Origin of the sequence: Dactylosporangium sp. NPDC048998, assembly GCF_043197855.1 — a bacterium.
GTDB lineage: Bacteria > Actinomycetota > Actinomycetes > Mycobacteriales > Micromonosporaceae > Dactylosporangium.
The window spans coordinates 1-16,481 of sequence record NZ_JBICTV010000029.1; the positions used below are offsets into that span (position 1 = coordinate 1).

Below are 16,481 nucleotides of genomic sequence, written 5' to 3' on the forward strand. Positions count from 1 at the left end.
CCAGGATCAGCGGCTGGTGGAAGGTGACCTTCGACCCGACCCGGACCGGGTTGCCGGGGGTGAGCCACGGCAGCGGCACACCGGTGTACGCGCTGCTGCTGTAGTTCCAGCTCGCACCGTCGTCCAGGGTCACCGTCCGGGCGGCGTTGTCAGCGACCGCGGCCTGCGCCTCGGCGCTGCCCGGCGCACCCACGTCGGTGGGCTGACGCAGCGGCGTGTCACCCGCGGCCAGGGTGAAGGAGCCGTAGAAGTTCGCGTTGTAGTTGTCCGCCACGGTGAACGTGCCCTGGGGCGCGATCAGCTCACCCTCGTGCGCCTCCTTCTGCGCATCCGTCGCCAGATGCGACCACGGGATCAGCAGCGGCTTGACCGCGGGCAGCGCGGCGGCAAGCTTCGTCACGGCCGGGAAGGTGATCTCGGTCTCGCCCTGGAACTCCGCGACCGTCCCGGTGACCTGGACACTGTCACCGATGGCGACCTGGCCCACCGACCCCGACCCGAACACGAAGATCGCGTCGGAGGCACCCGGCGTGGCATCCTCGGCCTCGGTACCGCCGGTGCCGCCGGTCTGCAGGAAGAAGCCGTTGAACCCGCCGGTGGGGTACACGGCGGTCACGACACCCTCGGTCGTCACGGTCTTGTCCACGTACGGCGACGTGTCGGTGTTCGTGCCCTGGATCTCCGCGATCGGCAGGACCTTCGTCTCCGTCGCGACATTGAAGTCGAACGACGCCGACCCGCTCGCCCCGGAAGAGTCGGTCGCGGTGACCGTCACCGACGACACCCCGGCCGCCGTCGGAGTCCCCGAAACGACCCCGGCCGCGGAGATCACCAGACCCGCGGGCAGCCCCGCCGCCGTCCACGTGTACGGCGCGCTGCCACCCGACGCGCTGAGCGTCAACGGCGCCAGCGACGCACCGACCGCCGCGTTCTGCGTGCCCGGGTTCGTCACCGAGACGGCCACCGAGCCACCGTCGGACGCCGCGTTCTGCGGCGTCGGCGTCGCGGTACGGAAGTCAGCGGCGTTGTTGTCCGTGTCCGTACCGGCCGCGTCCCGCTGGAAACTCAAAACGACCGAGTTCCCGGCCGCGGCGGTGCCCTCCGGGGAGTTGCTGTTCCCCCAGCCGATCTTGTCGATCACCGAGACGTCGGTGGGCAGCACACCCGCGGCGCTGGCCGCGATGAACAGCGTGCCACCACCCGCACCCGGATTGATGCTCCCGCCGGTGTTCAAATCCGGCGCGGGCAGCGCATCGCCGCCGGCACCGTTACTCGGCAACTGGATCAGGAAGTGACCATGCGCGGCCACCGTCCCCGACAACGCGAACACCTGCGCACCACTCGGCACGACCGTGCTCGTCGGCGCACGGTACTGCAGCGTGTCACCGCTCAGCGAGATCGCACTCGACGTCGGGTTGTACAGCTCGACAAACTTGTTGATGTAGCTCGCACCGGACGAGCCACCGTTGACGTACGCCTCACTGATGACCAGACCCGTCCCAGCCGTATTGGCGGACGCCGAGCCGGCGAACAACGGGCTGGCTAAACCAGCTGCTGACAAGGATAAGGCGACGGTGACTCGCCCTATGAGCGCACGGGACATGGGCCCGGACCTCCAGGTGGTGGGGATTTCGGCACCGATGTTCGCGGGCCGACCTACGGAAGCTAGGCGTCCGAGATTGACCCATGGCCAAATTTCAGTTGAGCACCAGGTTAAGGCCCCAGGCAGCTTCGCGGAATTGATCTCAGCCGCAATGACCCCGCGCGACGATTTGCCCCGTTCATCCCCGGCAATCCGCTGTCGACCGCGACACCCTCGAACGGCGCGTATCCGTTGTCACACGCGGTGCTCGGTGGCGGCATCTCCACGACGAGTACTACGTCGTCTATGTCAGTGCCGCCGAAGTACGGGATGTCGCTGACACCCTGCGTGATGTGGGACGAACGTGGCTGCCGCTGTTGGGCGCAGTGATCTTTACCGCAACCTGAATCGAGGCGGGATCTTCGGCGCACGCACGCTCAGCACCTCCAGCGCACCATGTCATAGGGGCCCTTCGGGTCGCCGGACGTGGTGGACACCGGCGGCATCATGGTGCCGAACGCGGTGGTGCCGTCGGCGGAGACGCCGCCGTACACCATGAACGAACGCCCCGGGTCCAGCAGCGGCAGCGGCGTTACGGTTCCGCCGCGCCAGACCGCCGGCGTCCTCGCGTACGGATCGTCGGCACCGATCATGGCGCCGGTGGCGCTGACCCCGTACGGCGAGAAGATGCCCAGCTCTTCGAACGCGCCGGTGGCCAGGTTCCAGCGGACGTGCGCCTGCGGAGTTCCAAAATGGACATCGAGGCTGGGCGCCGGTGATGGGGCCTGCGCGCGAGGAAGGTCGCCGGCCGAACCGGCCGCCCATTGGCCGGCCATCGCGGCCACGCCGGCGGACTTGGTGGTCAGCGGGCGAGGCAGTGGGAGGAGAGCACCGGTCCGGTCGGCGTTCCACCGGTACGGCAGGGAGATGGTGAAACCGCCTCCGCTGCGCAGTACGGTGCCGAGGATCACGCCGTCGTCACCGATGGCGGCGGCGGTGTGCGGCCACAGGTCGTCCTGGCCGGTTTGGAGCAACACGTAGCCGCCGGTTGCCGGCCACAGGATCGGCAGGTCCTCGGTGCTGCCTCCGTACTTGGGAAGATCATTCCCGCTGACAGTGCCGACGATGTCGCCATGGGTGTTGATGGCCAACGCGGAGCTGTACATCGTTCCGGCCGGTCGGGGCAGCAAGCTGACCTTGCCGTCACGGAAGACCGCGGCGTGCTTGTAGCCGTCGCGGTCGGGCGCCTTGCCGATCACGACGCCTCGACTGTTGACGGCCGTCGCCGCGAACACCTTCGCGGCGGCCGGTTGCCGGAGGTCGCCGTCCGTCCACATGAGCAGGCCGACGGTGTCCGGGCCGGAGGCGTACGTGCCGACGATGTACCGGCCCGAAGGGTCGATCGCTCTCGCCATCCGCTGCGCCGGGGTCAGGCCGCCCGGCTCGGGAAGCGCCTCGGCACGGCAGTGCAGCGGCGGGGCGGTCGGTGACGGTGTCGACGGCACGACCGACGGCGACGGGTGCGTCGGCACCGGCGAGGCGTCCAGGCGCGGCACCGCGACGGCGACGCCGATCAGGACCAGCGCGGTGGCGAGCCCGGCCGTCGCGGCCAACCGGATGCGTCGGTTGCGGACCTTCCTCCGGGCGGTGACGAGCACGTCCTCGGCCAGCATGCGCGGGGGCGGGACGTCGTCCAGCGCGGCGTACCACCGCAGCTTCTCCTCAGCGCTCACAGCGACCTCCTCAGCTGCGGCTCGACACCGGCGGCCGGCGGCTCGAACGCGTCACGCAGCGTGCGCAACGCCGCCGCGGTGTGGCTCTTGACCGTGTTCTCGGACCGGCCCAGCGTCGCGGCCACGTCGGCAATCGACATGTCACACAAGAACCGCAGCACGACAACGATCCGCTGCCGCTCCGGCAGACAGCGGAGGGCCTGACGTATGGCGAGTCGCTCGTCGACCAGTCCGCCACTCTCCGCGACCTCGGTGTCCGGTGCCTCGGCCCGCAGAAAGACGCTCGCCCAGGGCCGGCGCTGGTCGGCCAGGCAGGCCCGCACGACCATCGTGTGGACGTAGGCGTCGAGGTTGTCGACCTGGCCACGCCGCGACCACCGTCGGTACAGGGTCGTCAGCGCGTTCTGCACCGCGTCTTGGGCACGGTGCTCGTCACCGAGGACGAGGTACGCAACCCGGTGCAGCCGTGGCAACCGCAACCGGACGTACTCGACGTATTCGTGCTCGTCGTCAACCTGCACCCGTGCTCCCCTCCATGGGCCCTCCGACCGGTAGATGCACGGAGGAGCCGGAAAGGGTCAGCGGCTACCGCGCCAGAAAATCGGGCCATCCATCATGCCGACCGGCTCGGTGACGTACCAATGCGGCCACACCAGCCTGGTCAGCATGCGGAATCCGGCCGGGGGCGTGGCCCTGCCTTACCAGATCCGGCACGGCGACTTCATCGCGGCCGAGGGCACGCTGCAGCCTGGGCAGTCGACGTCGGCGGTCGTGCCGTCGGACGAGATCGAGGAGGTCAGTGCCTGGGTGACGCTGTCCACCTCGCTCGGCAGCTGGGTCAACTGGTCGCAGGTCGCGTTCGGCTACTGGCAGTGGCCGGACGGCTGCCTGCCGCCCGGCCCGACGGCGAGCGACCGGATCAAACCGGGTCAGGGCCTGGTCGCGGGCACCAGCCGGGACCGGATCACCTCGCCGGACGGGCGTTTCTCACTGGTACTGCAGAGCTTCGACGGCAACCTGGTGCTCTACGAGTACGGCAAGCGGGCGCTGTGGGCGGCGGGGATGAACTCCGCCGTCAAGTACCTGTACAACACCCAGTACTCCGGGTTCGTGGCCACGTACGACTCGCACCATCAGGCCTACTGGTGGGCGGCCGACATCAACGGCCGGGCGGCCACCCTGGTGCTACAGAACGACGGCAATCTCGTGTACTACGCCGATGAAGACCACAGGGTGATCTGGGCGTCAAACACGTGCTGTCACGCACCGGCCCCGCCGTCACCCGCCGCCAGGGCGCACCAGCTCAACACCGGGCAGGCGCTCGTGCTGGGCCAGAAGATCACCTCACCGAACGGGATCTACTCGCTGGTCCTGCAAGACTTCGACGGCAACCTCGTGCTGTACAAGAACGGCAAGACGGCGCTGTGGGCCTTCGGCATGCGGGCCGACTCGTGGTTCGTCAACCAGCCTGACGGCAACCTCGTGGCCTACAAGTCCGAGGGCGGCGTCGCCTGGGCCTCCAACACCTACGGCAAGGGCGCCGGCACCCTGGTACTCCAGGACGACGGCAACCTGGTCCTCTACCGCAACACCGACCACGCCGTGCTGTGGTCGACCGGCACCTACGGCAAGTAAACGTCTGACGAACCGGTTCGCGTCCCTGACCGCCTCGCACACCGCGGCCCGCTGGCTTCCCCGGCAGGCCGCGTTTTGCGCTGCCGGCCAGTCCGGTGTGGACGGTGGCTGCTCGGCGTGTGATTTTGCCGCTCAGCGCATGCGCCGGCCGACCCGTTCGAGCCACGCATCGAGCACGTCGACGCCGTCGCCGGGCCGCTCGCGAGCATCATCGGAACACGGTCTATCCGTTCCTGACACGATCCAGGAACGATCCGGACGCGCATGCTTCGGTGACCAAGTCCCGTTGTTGCCTCGCGCGACCGCCGGCCGGTGCCGGCGCTGTGGAGAAGAGCTACGGTCTCCTGCGCGGTCGCACGCTGAAGCCCGGTTGAGGCAGCCGTCGGCTGTCTCCCCGGGCTTCGCGGGTGGTGCGGGTGTTCAGATGAGCCACCGGTTGCGCTGGACGAGGGGGAGCTTGGCCCAGCGGCGGCCGAGGCCCCAGGTGTGACCGGCGTAGGCCGTGGCCAGGACGATCAGCACCGCCGCGTAGATGACGTGGTAGTCGGTCAGCGGGTTGGTCGAACCGGTCGGGGCACCCTTGACGGTGTGCTGGGCCAGGGGGAACTCCGCCAGCCACATACCGGCCATGATCAGCGTGCCGGACGCGGCGGCGATACGCAGCCCGATCCCGGCGGTCAACGCCACGCCAATACCGAGCAGGCCGAGCATGAACAGCCAGTTGGCGTACCAGGTACCAGCGATAGTGTGGAAGAAGCCCTGCAACGGGCCCGTATCGACCGAGGCCAGAAAACCCTTGGTGGGGTTACCGCCATGGATCCAGGCCCTCGCCTCCGGGGTCGAGTAGCCCAGCCCGAAGGTCTTGTCCGCGAACGCCCACAGGAAGACGAACCCGGTGGCGTAGCGCAGCACCGCCAGTGCCTTGGCGGCCGTCTTGGTGAGCATGCTCCCCGGGGCCTCGACCCGCTCGAGGTGGTTAACCTGGTGGATGTGTGCGGTGCGCATTTCCGGCCTCCTGCCGTGCTCCCGTTGACACACCCATCGTCATCCCGAGCCCGCACCGGGCGCTCGTGCCGAACCTCCCCAACCATCCGGGACTCACGTCCCCTCATCACCAGGACCTCAGACCAACCGCACCCCACCACACCACCGAGCCGCAGCAGCAACCTCCAAGCGGGTGTGGTCCGGGCCAGCCGCGTGCGACTGATGGGCGGCAGGTGGGCACCGCACTGTCCATCATGGACACCGTGGACGAGCATCTGGACCGGCTACGCGAGCGGATCGTGGCCACCAGCCTGGCGCTGGTGTGCTGGCTCGGCATCGCGTCCTCTGCGGGGCCCGGATACTCGACCTCAGGCCGAGCCGGGGGCGATCAGGCCGGATTCGTACGCGGCGATGACGGCCTGTACCCGGTCACGCAGAGCCAGCTTGCTCAGTACGTTGCTGACATGTGTCTTCACGGTATGTTCGCTGACCACCATCGAGGCGGCGATCTCCGCGTTGGACAGGCCACGACCGAGCAGTCCCAGGGTCTCCCGCTCCCGCACGGTCAGTGCCTCCAGGCCGATCGCTGGCGACCCGTTACGCGGCCGGCGTGCCGTCAGGTCGGCGATCAGTCGCCGGGTCACGGCCGGTGCCAGCAGCGAATCCCCGGCGGCCACCACCCGGACGGCGTGCACCAGGTCGTCGCGTCGGACGTCCTTGAGCAGGAAACCGCTGGCCCCGGCGTAGAGCGCGTCGTAGACGTAATCGTCCTGGTCGAAGGTGGTCAGCATCAGGGCCCGAGTCGATGTCTCGGCGCACACCCGCCGGGCTGCTTGGATGCCGTCCATCTGCGGCATCCGAATGTCGAGCAGCACCACGTCGGGCTGGTGGCGCAGCACAGCGGCGACCGCCTCCACGCCGTCGGACGCCTCGGCCACGACCTCGAAGTCCGGCTGGGCGTCCAGGATCATCGCGAATCCGCCACGCACCAATTCCTGGTCGTCGGCGACAACGATCCGAATGCTCATCGGGCCGTCACCGGGAGGGATGCGGTCACGGTGAAGCCGTGTGTGCCGGCCCGCGCGTCCGCCCAACCGCCGCACGCCGCGGCGCGCTCACGGATGCCGATCAGCCCGCTACCGGCCCCCGCAATGCCGAGCGCGCTGTCGCCGGAACCGTCGTCGCATATCGTGATGATGAGCTCATCCCCCCAGTCGAGCGCGACCGTCACCGTACGCGCGGCCGCGTGCTTGAGCGTGTTGGTCAAGGCCTCCTGGACGATCCGGTACGCGGCCACCTCGGTGTCCGGCGGCACCGCACGCCGTGCACCGGACACCGTAAAGGACGCCGCCACCCCGGTCTCGCGCACCTGGTCGATCAGTACGGGAATGGCGGCCAGGGTCGGCTGCGGCGTACGGACCCCCGTGTCCTGATCCTCCTTCAACATGCCCAGCGTGCGGCGGAGCTGGACCATCGCGTCCCGACCGGCGCCGGCGATCGCGTCGAGCGCCTTCTCCGCCCGCTCCGGTGAGGTACGCACGACCGCCGCTCCCGCCTCCGCCTGGACGATCATCAAGCTGACCGCGTGGGCGAGCACATCATGCATGTCCCGGGCGATCCGGGCCCGCTCGGTGGCCACCGCGTGCGCCGCCTGAGCCTCCCGGTCGCGTTCGAGCTGCCCGGCGCGGTAGGCCAGCTCCCGCAGGCGCATGTCGCGGCGCCGGGCGAGCGTGCCGAGCAGCAGCGCCGCCGAGCAGGTGAGCAGTCCGATCGCTGCGGTTGTCGGGCTCTTCACGCTGGCGAGGCTGGTCACGGCGATCAGCACCATGACACAGACCTGATGCCAGCGCCGGCCGACCCACGCGATCGAGTAGATGGCCACCAGCACTCCCCAGCCGATCGGTTGGGACACCGCCCGGTCAACGCTGTTGTATGCGACGAGCGAGAGGTAGATGACGACGAGACAGACGATGGGGAACCGCCGCCGGACGACCAGTGGTAGCGCCGACCCGGCCAGCAGCACCCAGGCCCACGGCGAGTAGGGCCCGGGCTGCTGCGGCCGAGGGATCACCAGTGGGACGTACAGCACCGCGAGCACCACCAACGCCACGCCAGCGTCCGCGACGAACGGCTGCCACGACGGTGGCAGGCGCCGCCACAGCGGCAGCTCTCCGACGGTCATCAGATCGCATCCAATCCACTCCACAGATCTGCCGTCGGTACAGCCCGGTGATCCGCAGTCCTCAAGCGCCCACCGGCGCGGTCCGGGTGGTGCGCAGCACGAGTGGCAGGAAGGCGATCAGGTACAGGACGCCAGCTTCGGGAATATAGTCCAGGTTCACCCCGGCAACGGCGGTGCCCACCAGGATCAGCACAGGGGTCCACCACGGCAACGAGCGCGGCCGCACGACGGCACCCAGGGTCGTCAATGCGAGCAGCCCGACGTAAAAGAACAGCGGCACCACCGTGTAGACAACCGGAAGCACGCCGGGGATCTCCTGGAACCGTTCGAAGTTGTGGTCCTTGGTCGCCGCGTCACTGGACATGAATCCGACGACGATGTCGACGCAGATCTGCACGATGACCGCACCGAGCCCGACGAACCCGATCGCCCCGAACGCCTTCGCGGTTCTGCCCGGTACCGCGCGGCGCAGCCCGGCGAACACCCAGCCGAACATGACAAGACCGGCCAGCATCAACAGGTGCCCGAAGGTCCACACGAAGCCGGGGCCGTGCTCACTGTCCGTCAGCCGGACCACCCCGTACCCAGCCATCAGGGCGGGTGCGGCGAGGAAGGATGCCTTTGCGATATTCACGATGACTCCCGGAGACGCGGGGTGATTGACGTGTCGATCCTCTGACCTTTCCCGCCCCGGCTCATCGCCGCCGGGAGCGATCTTCAGCCATCCCTCCAACGAGCGAGCGGCTCCGCCGCGCGAGCGAGACGCCGGTGCCGGCGATCGCCCGCCTTGTGGCCGCGCATGAGGACACCGTGCGGGATGTGATCCACCGGTTCAACGAGATCCGGCTGCGGCCGCTGGACCCTAACTGGGCGGGTGGCCGTCCCCGCCGTATCAGTCCCGACGATGAGACCTACCTCGTCAAGACGGCCAAGGCCCGGCCGAAGACGCTGGGTCCTGGCCGCCCAACGCCGCGAACGAGCCCGCATCCGTATCGAACGCCAACAACGCTGGGGACGCCTACGAACGCAAGCCGCGTGACACCCAGACCCGGGTTCTTGGTCAGCGCATTAGCTCGCGTCCGGCGGCACCGCAGGCGTCTTTCCGCGCGAACGGCGCAGGGCGTAGACCAGGGCCACGGCACCAATGAGGGCCTCGGCCAACCAGATGGCGACGTTGACCGGGCGGTAGGGGTATTCGGTGAAGCCGATGTTCGGGCTCAGCTTGGCAAAGTAAACGGCGGGCTCCACGATCAGGCCGACGCCCAGTAGTACCGGGCCCAGGCGGTCGCGCCGGGCCACCCACCGGTAGCCGAGATAGCCGGCCACGGCCCCGGTCACCAGGCCGATCAGCAGCCAAGGGCGGACGCCGAACAGCAGCAGGCGCAGCCAGTGCTCGTACGCGACGCGCAGTGCGGTCGACTCCGGCGTTGACGGCGGCAGGCCCCACTTGTTTCGGGCGTCGATGCCGACCGCGAAGATGTTGTAGAAGCCGCACACCGTCACGGCTGCCGCAGCGGCGCCGGTCAGGGTGGCCGACCAAGCCTTGCGGGCCGCCCACGCGCTGGCCAGGAAGCCGATCATCAGGTACGGGGCGGCGAGGTTGCCGATCCAGAACGTACCTGGGTCCTCGGGGGCGGGAATCCGGCCGGTCAGCCAGCCATACGCGACCGCGAGGACGATGGCGATCGTGATCTTCATGATCGCCGACCATACAGGCCGCGCCACGCGTCCGGGGAACGGTGCCGTGGGGTCGCGGCACGCCAACCCGTCACACGGGGTACGACAAAACCCGGTGAACGTTGGTCAGCGCACCAGCCGTCACCCAATGGGGTGACGTGCTGCTTCCCGCCGGTCATTGACGCTGAGCACCGGGGACTTCTGGCTGCTCGGGAGGTTGCGATGGCGATGTCGGGCGTGTTCAAGCAATGCGGCTGCCGCGACACGGCGACCGGTCGCCGATTGGGCATCCGGGTGCACCCGATTGCCCGAACGGGGCCACGGCAGCTGGCACTACCGCTGCTACGTGCGGGATTTGTCCGGCCGCGCTGCCCAGGTGCGCCGCGGCGGCTTCACCTAGTTGTCAGACCTGGTCCAGCCGTTGTAACGGAACCACCACCACATCGCTCCGGCCGCGACAGCCATCGTCCCCAGGCCGAGCGCGATGAAGGTCCACACCCCGCTGAGGAGATGGTTGCCTTCCCAATCGAAGTTCATTCCGAAGAATCCGGTCAGAAAGCTCAATGGCAGGAAGATCGAGGCGATCACCGTCAGTTGCTTGGAGATCTCTCCCTGCCGGTTGGCGACCATGGAGAGATAGAGGTCGGTGCAACTTGCGACCATCTCGTGATAGGAATCCAGCTCGTCCGCGATGCGGATCAGGTGGTCGTAGACATCCCGGAAGTAGTCGTGGCTGTCAGCCTCAAGCCCGGCCAGGTCGGCGATCGCCTCGGCCTGGCGAGCGAAGACGTCTCGCATCGGCACGACGGCTTTGCGTAGCTGCATCAGTACTCGCTTGAGCCGAAAAATCTCCTCTAGCTGGCGCCGGCCGGCCCCGGCGACGATCGTGTTCTCCAGGTCGTTGATCTCCTCGTCGAGGTCGGCGAGGATCGGGAAGTAGCTGTCCGCGATGGCATCGACGACCTTGTACACGTAATACTGCTCGCTCTTGGACGCCGTCATGCGCTGGACCAGCGTCTTCAGCTGCTCCAGCGGCGGATACGGCTCGCGGTGCAGGGTGACGATGTAGTCCCCACTGATATAGCAGTGGATCTCCTCGAGGGGATGCGGGTTCTCGTCCTCCGGCTGGGATTCGACCGCGCCCTGCAGCACCAGCAGCGCCGTCTCCGCGTAAGTGTCAAGCTTCGGTCGCTGCCCGAACCGGATGCTGTCGTCCACCGCCAGCGGGTGCAGCCCCAGCACGGCGCCCAGTCGCTTGACTTGCTCGGCTGTCGGGCCGGTGACGTCCAGCCAGAAGAACTCGTGCCTATCGCACAACTCTGTGATGAGTGCATCGTCAATCGAGTCGATGATCCGCATGGCTACGCTCCACAGCTCAGCTCGCGCGGACGCCAGAGCTCAGTACAGTCCGCACCTCGGGGATTCAACGGCCACGTTACCTGCGGCAGGCGACGGCCTGTCGCCGCCGGGGCGGCGTCCCGTCGGTGGCCCGCGACCTGTGCACGCCGATCGATGTAATGCTTCCCTGCGCGTCAGGGCGGATGGCCACCAACGTCTGGCCGTCCCGCTCGACTATCCAGGACGGCTCGGACGACGCCTCCCAGGCCCTGACCGCGATCGACGGCACCACCAGCGCACCGGCCGTCACCGAGCGGCGTACGTTCACGGCCGGTCCGTCGACCAGGGCCTCGAAGCGTTCCACGCCCGGCTGGCAGCGGGCGCCCCGCCCCTGCCGCTACGACGTCGGCGGGTACGGCGGTGGAGGAGGGTTCGCACTTACCTTGGTGCGAGGTGGCACCGGCCAGTCCGGGATGAGTGTGGTGTCGCTGGTGAGCTCGAGAGCGGTGATCGTGGCCAAGTCCTGTGTCGCCTGCACGAAGCCCTCGACCCACATCAGCGTGATGGAGGTCTTGCCGTCCTTGCGGTCGTAGAGCGTCCCGGACGCATTCGGCGCAGTCTGCGGATCGTCACCATGGGCGAGCCGGTTGCGGACTGCCTTGGCGTCGCGGAGGTAGTCACTCAGCTGCTGTGTCTGGATGGTGGTCCATAGCCAGCGCCCGCCGCGGCCAGGCTCGGGCTGCGCTCGGACTCGGGCCCGCCACTGGTGGGTCACGTTGGGGACCCCGAGGTGCTGACCGATCCGCTCACGTATCCGGTCCATGGTCGCCGGTGTGCCTTGCCGGGGACCTCCGTGGGCGCCGATGAGGTCGTTGAAGAACATCTCGAACGGCCCGTACGCCTGAAGGAAAGCGCCGTACCTCATGCTCCGGTACTGAGGGTTCCGCTTCGCCTCGTCCTTGTTGGCGCGATGGATGGTGATGAAATCCACCGGGGTTACCAACCGCGCCGCCAGGTTGGCCAGCGCTTCCTGAACCGCTGTCGCGTCCACCACGGCCGAGAGCGTACTAACAGACGCTCAAGTTGACAGCCCCAAATTTATGGTGCATCCCTCCTGGGCGGAGCATCCGACAGGCTGCACGGTCATGCCCACCGATGGGGCGCTCCCGAACAGCCTCCTCCGTTCGACGGCTGCACCGGGTATACCGGCTGTGCCACTGTGACGAGGTGCTGCTGCTGGCAGGATCGGCCGAGCTGACCACGGTCATGGACGAGCTACGCAGAACACGTCTAGCCCCGTCTTTCGCACATGGTCTTGAGCGGTGGTTTATGGCCAGCGTGGCTGGGTTGGATCGACGTTGAGGAGTGCGAGGAGTTGGGCTTGCAGCCATCCGGGATGGGGGATTTTGGGTGGCTGCTGGTCGTGGGCGGGGATGAGTCGTAGGTCGTGGAGGGTTTGCAGGATGAGTCGTGCGGTGGGTCGGGTGGCTCGGTTGTCGTAGGCGTAGAACCCGACCATGTCGGTGTGGCCTTGCCGGGCGAGGTTGGTGCGGACTTCGCGTTCGATGAGGCTGAAGATGAGCAGGGCGAGGCAGATCACGGTGATGAGTGCGGTGATCCGCCGGTTGTGTTGCAGGAACATGGGCGTGACCGCGAGGGGGCCTTTGATCGTCGCGTAGCGTTGTTCCACGGCGGGTTGGGCCTTGTAGCGGCGCAGGATTTCGGCGGGGTCGGCCTCGTCGGGGTCCAGATTGGACAGCAGGGCGTACCAACCGTCGGTCGCGGCCTCGGCGGCGATGGCTGCTTCGTCGAAGTGCCAGGCGAAGACGGGTTTGCCGGTGGCGGTGTCGGTGGTGACCTGGGTGCGCAGGTAGGCGCTGATGCGGCGTTGCCGGCTGATCTGGTCGGCTTTCGCGGTGACCGCAGCGGTGTCGGGGTGATAGCGGGTGCCCGCGGTGCGCACGAGGGTGTCCAGTTCGGTGCGGGCCTTGTCGAGTTTGAGGGTTCTGGCCTTGGCGGCGGCGGTCTGGTTCGCGGTGGAGTGGACCAGGACCCGCCGCAGGTGGTGGACCGGGTCGCGTTTGCGGGGTCCGGGGATGTCCATGATGTCCTCGAGGACCCGGTAGGCGCCGCGCCGGTCGGCGGGCTTGCCCACGTCGCGTTGCGCCGTGTAGTCCACCGGCACGGCCCGGCCCGGGTCGAGCGAGGCGAACAGCCCGGCCGGGACCCGTGCCGCCCCAAGGGGCGCGATGAACGCGACTCCCGCGTCGTGCATCGCGGTGATGTTGCTGTAGGACAGCAGTTTCGAGTCCCCGACCAGCAGGAACCGGCGCTGCCCGGCGAGCGCCCGCATGTGCTGCATCGCCTCGACGACCTGGCAGACCTCCCCGGCGCCGCCGTCGTAGGCCTGATGGAAGATCGGGACACCACCGTCGGAAGCGACCGCGATCCCGGCCTGGATCTGTTTCAGGTCGCTGCGGCGGTCCTTCGGATGTCCCCACCCCGGCGCCGGGAACCCGTCGTCGACCTCGTCGTAGGCGCCGTGCAGCGACACGCTCGTCATGTCCCAGTGCAGCCGGGACACGTCGATCCCGAACGCCTCGATCGCCGCCGCACCGACCGACCCGACGATGCCGTCCAGGTGCGGCGCGATCGCATCCAATGCCCGGGCGAGGCGATCATCACCGAGCACCGCGGCCGGCAGCCCGTAGACCTCCTCGACCGCCCACGCCGCCGCCCACGCCGAGATCCCCACCATCGCGGACGGGTTCGTCAACCGGTTCGCGATCAGCACCTCGACGACCTGACCATGCGTGGCGATGGCCACGTCCCGAACCGGGCAGGCCCGGTCGATGACGCCCGCGATGTCCAGCCGGCGCGAGAACTCCGCGATCACCGGCAACGACCCCAACCGCTTCTCCAACACCGATACCACCGTGAGCTCCGCCCGCCGCCCACCCACCACACGACCCCGAGACGAACCACCAACACCCATAGACAGAGCTAACCACCCCAACCCACCAACACCGCACGCCGCCACTCACAACCATGTGCGAAAGACGGGTCTAGCGCTCCACTCGGAGGCGGACTTCCAGCACGCGTTCGCGTGGACCGTGCACCGACTGGACAGCGCCATCAACGTCCGGCTCGATGAAGACGCCATCGTCGTCAGCACAACCAGCGGTCGAGAACCGCCTCGATGCACGTGTCGTACGATCGCCGTCGATTTGTCCGCTCGACGACCTTGGCGGGAACGCTGTTGAGCGGCGGGGTCACTCGCGGGCCACGGCGTAGCCGAGGATCACTGCGGCGGAGACGACGATGTGGCCCGGGGCCAGGTCTTGGGCCGTGGTGGCGGCGGCCTCGGCGTGACCGCGGTACCGGGAGGTGCCCGGCTGTTCCGGGTCGACGTCCTCGATGTGCAGCACGGCGCCGACGCGAACGCCGGCGGCCTCGGCGTAGAGGTCGGCCTTGGCTCGGGCAGCGGTGATGGCCTTGCGTCTGGCCTCGGCCCGCAGTTCGCGCTTGGCGATGACGTCGAAGTCGACGCCCTCGATTTCGTTAGCGCCGGCCGCGACGACATCGACGAGCAACGGCTCGACGTCGTCCAACGCGCTGGACTCGACCGCGAAGGCGGCCTGACACTGGTAGCCGACGAACTTGTGGGTCCCGTTCACATACTGGGTGGCGGTCTTGAGATCCAGGCGCGAACCATCGACCGCCGCGTCGCCGATCCCGCGCTCCCGCAGTGTGCCGCGCACGGCCCGCACGGCAGCGCGGGCTGCCTCGAACGCGGCGGCCGGGGTCTGCTCCACGCGCACGATCTTGAACCGCATTCGCACGAGGTCCGGGACGGCCTTCACGCTGGCCGCACCGAACGCGGTGATCCCCCATGGACGTTCCACCATCTGCATGACCGCGATCCAAGCAGATCGCGCGCCGCTATGCTGCCCCAGCGACAGGCCTCATCAGCGGACGGCGGCGCGGTCGGGCAGGGTCCGCACGCACGGCAAACTCAGTGTGACGAGCGGATCGCGACCAGAACAGTGCACTGGGGCGGTCTGCACCGTCGGCCATTGACCTCGTATCAAGGACGGACGAGGACATCCACCGAGGTCAAATCCCTCCGCCCGGCGTGGATCTCAGCGATGTCGGCGAGGGCGTCTCGGCCGAGCATCCGGTAGGCGCGCACGAGCAGATCGAGCTCCTGCCGCCGGTACTGGTCGTGGTCGAGCCAATGCAGCTCACCGCCGATGGCCAGGGCGAGCGCGGGTCGTCCGGCGGCCAGTTCGCCCTCGGCGTCGGCGATCCAGCGCGCCCCTTGCGCCGAATCACTCTGAAGGGCCGAGAGGCGATCGTTCGATTCCGTCAGACGTGGATCCCCGCTGCCCGGTGGCAGCGCTGGGAAGAGCGAGACAGCGCCGTACGATCGTCGCGCCGACGCCCACCGCGGTTCCCCATCGGCGCTCAACGCCTCCCGATCCGCGGCGTGGAACCAGTCAAGTGCCGCGATGAGGGCCCGCATCCGCTCGGCCTGCTCACCCGTGTCGCCGTAGTCGGACAGCATCGCATCCGCCCTGCCGCGCAACACCCCCAGCAGGGTGGGCGGACCGCACGCCCAGGTCTCGGCGGAGTCCCTGGCCCAGTTGTGCGCGATCACGGACGGCAGTTCCGCCGGGTCGTCGTACCAGAGTCCGTAGTGCAGTCCGTCGGAGCCGCCCGCGAGCACGGTGACGAACTCGGCTGGGTCCCGCCGGAACCGGGCATGGAGTCGTTCGTCCAGTTCGTCGCGGGCGACCAGCCGTAAACCGTCATCGCCGAAGTATTCTGTGACACCCCACGGGCTCACCATCAAGTCGCTCAACGCCTCACGCTCGGCGTCGTTGACGCTTGCCCAGAACGCGGCGAACACGGCGAGATGGCGCGGCATCCGTAGCCCGTGTCCCCGGCGCACTCGCTCGGCGACCAGAGGAAAGCGTTCCCACATCGTCACCAGCGCCGCAGTACGCCGTTCCTCCGTCCGCGTTCGCACCGCAGCATGGTAGCGACGATGCCGACATCGACGAAGTCGATGTCGTCGCCCAACCGGACCATTCTCCGCATGATCGGAACCGCTGACCGGCGGTCACCGTTCTGGGCGCCCCGCACCCGCAACCTCGAGATCCTGTACGCCCTGGCGAGCCAGCACTGGACGCGGCCGGCGTCGACCTGGCGGTAGAGGTCGCGCGGCTGGAGCCGTCGGCCGCGAGCCGCGACCTGCGCGAGAACTGGCAGGTCGTGCGCGACCCGGCCGGCCTGCCCGTCTGCGTCGTCGTGGACCCGCCCCGGCACCGTCTCGGACGCCAACGCC

At 68.4% G+C, this 16,481-nt stretch carries 15 protein-coding genes and 1 pseudogene; 2 read left to right on the plus strand and 14 right to left on the minus strand.

The window, feature by feature from the left end; all coding sequences use genetic code 11:
- From ACGFI8_RS38165 to ACGFI8_RS38175, 3 genes are all read right to left on the minus strand, one after another.
- Positions 1 to 1,603 (minus strand): putative Ig domain-containing protein (locus ACGFI8_RS38165; RefSeq protein ID WP_392812144.1); only part of this gene is annotated, 1,603 nt, incomplete at its 3' end.
- Between the two features lie 416 nt (positions 1,604 to 2,019).
- Entirely contained in the window at positions 2,020 to 3,315 is a 1,296-nt protein-coding gene (locus tag ACGFI8_RS38170) for a hypothetical protein (protein WP_392812145.1), read from the minus strand.
- On the minus strand, positions 3,312 to 3,836 hold the full coding sequence (locus tag ACGFI8_RS38175; protein ID WP_392812146.1) for a SigE family RNA polymerase sigma factor: 525 nt from the start codon (positions 3,834 to 3,836) through the stop codon (positions 3,312 to 3,314). Before ACGFI8_RS38175 ends, ACGFI8_RS38170 begins: the two co-directional genes overlap by 4 nt.
- Positions 3,837 to 3,981: 145 nt before the next feature.
- On the opposite strand from ACGFI8_RS38175, the gene ACGFI8_RS38180 reads away from it, so the two are divergent.
- Positions 3,982 to 4,950 carry a hypothetical protein gene (locus ACGFI8_RS38180; protein ID WP_392812148.1) on the plus strand — a complete coding sequence of 323 codons (969 nt, stop codon included), beginning with the start codon at positions 3,982 to 3,984 and terminating at the stop codon, positions 4,948 to 4,950.
- A 420-nt stretch (positions 4,951 to 5,370) separates the two neighbouring features.
- On the opposite strand, the gene ACGFI8_RS38185 is transcribed toward ACGFI8_RS38180, so the two are convergent.
- From ACGFI8_RS38185 to ACGFI8_RS38200, 4 genes are all read right to left on the minus strand, one after another.
- Positions 5,371 to 5,955 (minus strand): hypothetical protein, encoded by a 585-nt coding sequence (locus tag ACGFI8_RS38185; protein WP_392812149.1) that lies wholly within the window; start codon positions 5,953 to 5,955, stop codon positions 5,371 to 5,373.
- 347 nt (positions 5,956 to 6,302) lie between these two features.
- Positions 6,303 to 6,962 carry a response regulator gene (locus ACGFI8_RS38190; RefSeq protein WP_392812150.1) on the minus strand — a complete coding sequence of 220 codons (660 nt, stop codon included), beginning with the start codon at positions 6,960 to 6,962 and terminating at the stop codon, positions 6,303 to 6,305.
- Positions 6,959 to 7,957, minus strand: a complete 999-nt coding sequence (locus ACGFI8_RS38195; protein WP_392812152.1) for a sensor histidine kinase — start codon at positions 7,955 to 7,957, stop codon at positions 6,959 to 6,961. Before ACGFI8_RS38195 ends, ACGFI8_RS38190 begins: the two co-directional genes overlap by 4 nt.
- Positions 7,958 to 8,177: 220 nt before the next feature.
- The gene (locus ACGFI8_RS38200; RefSeq protein WP_392812153.1) at positions 8,178 to 8,849 is read right to left on the minus strand and encodes a hypothetical protein; all 672 of its coding nucleotides are present in this window, start codon (positions 8,847 to 8,849) and stop codon (positions 8,178 to 8,180) included.
- Here ACGFI8_RS38200 and ACGFI8_RS38205 point away from each other — a divergent pair.
- A pseudogene (locus ACGFI8_RS38205) lies at positions 8,840 to 9,070 on the plus strand (helix-turn-helix domain-containing protein); the annotation flags it as partial. The gene ACGFI8_RS38200 and the pseudogene ACGFI8_RS38205 overlap by 10 nt on opposite strands.
- 114 nt (positions 9,071 to 9,184) lie before the next feature.
- Here the strand turns inward: ACGFI8_RS38205 and ACGFI8_RS38210 are convergent.
- From ACGFI8_RS38210 to ACGFI8_RS38240, 7 genes are all read right to left on the minus strand, one after another.
- Positions 9,185 to 9,814, minus strand: coding sequence for a hypothetical protein (locus ACGFI8_RS38210; protein WP_392812155.1), 630 nt, complete (start codon positions 9,812 to 9,814; stop codon positions 9,185 to 9,187).
- Between the two features lie 375 nt (positions 9,815 to 10,189).
- Positions 10,190 to 11,152 carry a magnesium transporter CorA family protein gene (locus ACGFI8_RS38215; RefSeq protein ID WP_392812156.1) on the minus strand — a complete coding sequence of 321 codons (963 nt, stop codon included), beginning with the start codon at positions 11,150 to 11,152 and terminating at the stop codon, positions 10,190 to 10,192.
- A gap of 76 nt (positions 11,153 to 11,228) precedes the next feature.
- Positions 11,229 to 11,495 carry a hypothetical protein gene (locus tag ACGFI8_RS38220; RefSeq protein WP_392812158.1) on the minus strand — a complete coding sequence of 89 codons (267 nt, stop codon included), beginning with the start codon at positions 11,493 to 11,495 and terminating at the stop codon, positions 11,229 to 11,231.
- Between the two features lie 33 nt (positions 11,496 to 11,528).
- Positions 11,529 to 12,185, minus strand: coding sequence for a hypothetical protein (locus ACGFI8_RS38225; protein ID WP_392812159.1), 657 nt, complete (start codon positions 12,183 to 12,185; stop codon positions 11,529 to 11,531).
- Between the two features lie 273 nt (positions 12,186 to 12,458).
- Positions 12,459 to 14,057 carry an IS1634 family transposase gene (locus tag ACGFI8_RS38230; protein WP_392812161.1) on the minus strand — a complete coding sequence of 533 codons (1,599 nt, stop codon included), beginning with the start codon at positions 14,055 to 14,057 and terminating at the stop codon, positions 12,459 to 12,461.
- 346 nt (positions 14,058 to 14,403) lie between these two features.
- Entirely contained in the window at positions 14,404 to 15,045 is a 642-nt protein-coding gene (locus tag ACGFI8_RS38235; protein WP_392812162.1) for an SIMPL domain-containing protein, read from the minus strand.
- Positions 15,046 to 15,218: 173 nt separating this feature from the next.
- Positions 15,219 to 16,163, minus strand: coding sequence for an ADP-ribosylation family protein (locus tag ACGFI8_RS38240; protein WP_392812164.1), 945 nt, complete (start codon positions 16,161 to 16,163; stop codon positions 15,219 to 15,221).
- Positions 16,164 to 16,481: the final 318 nt, after the last annotated feature.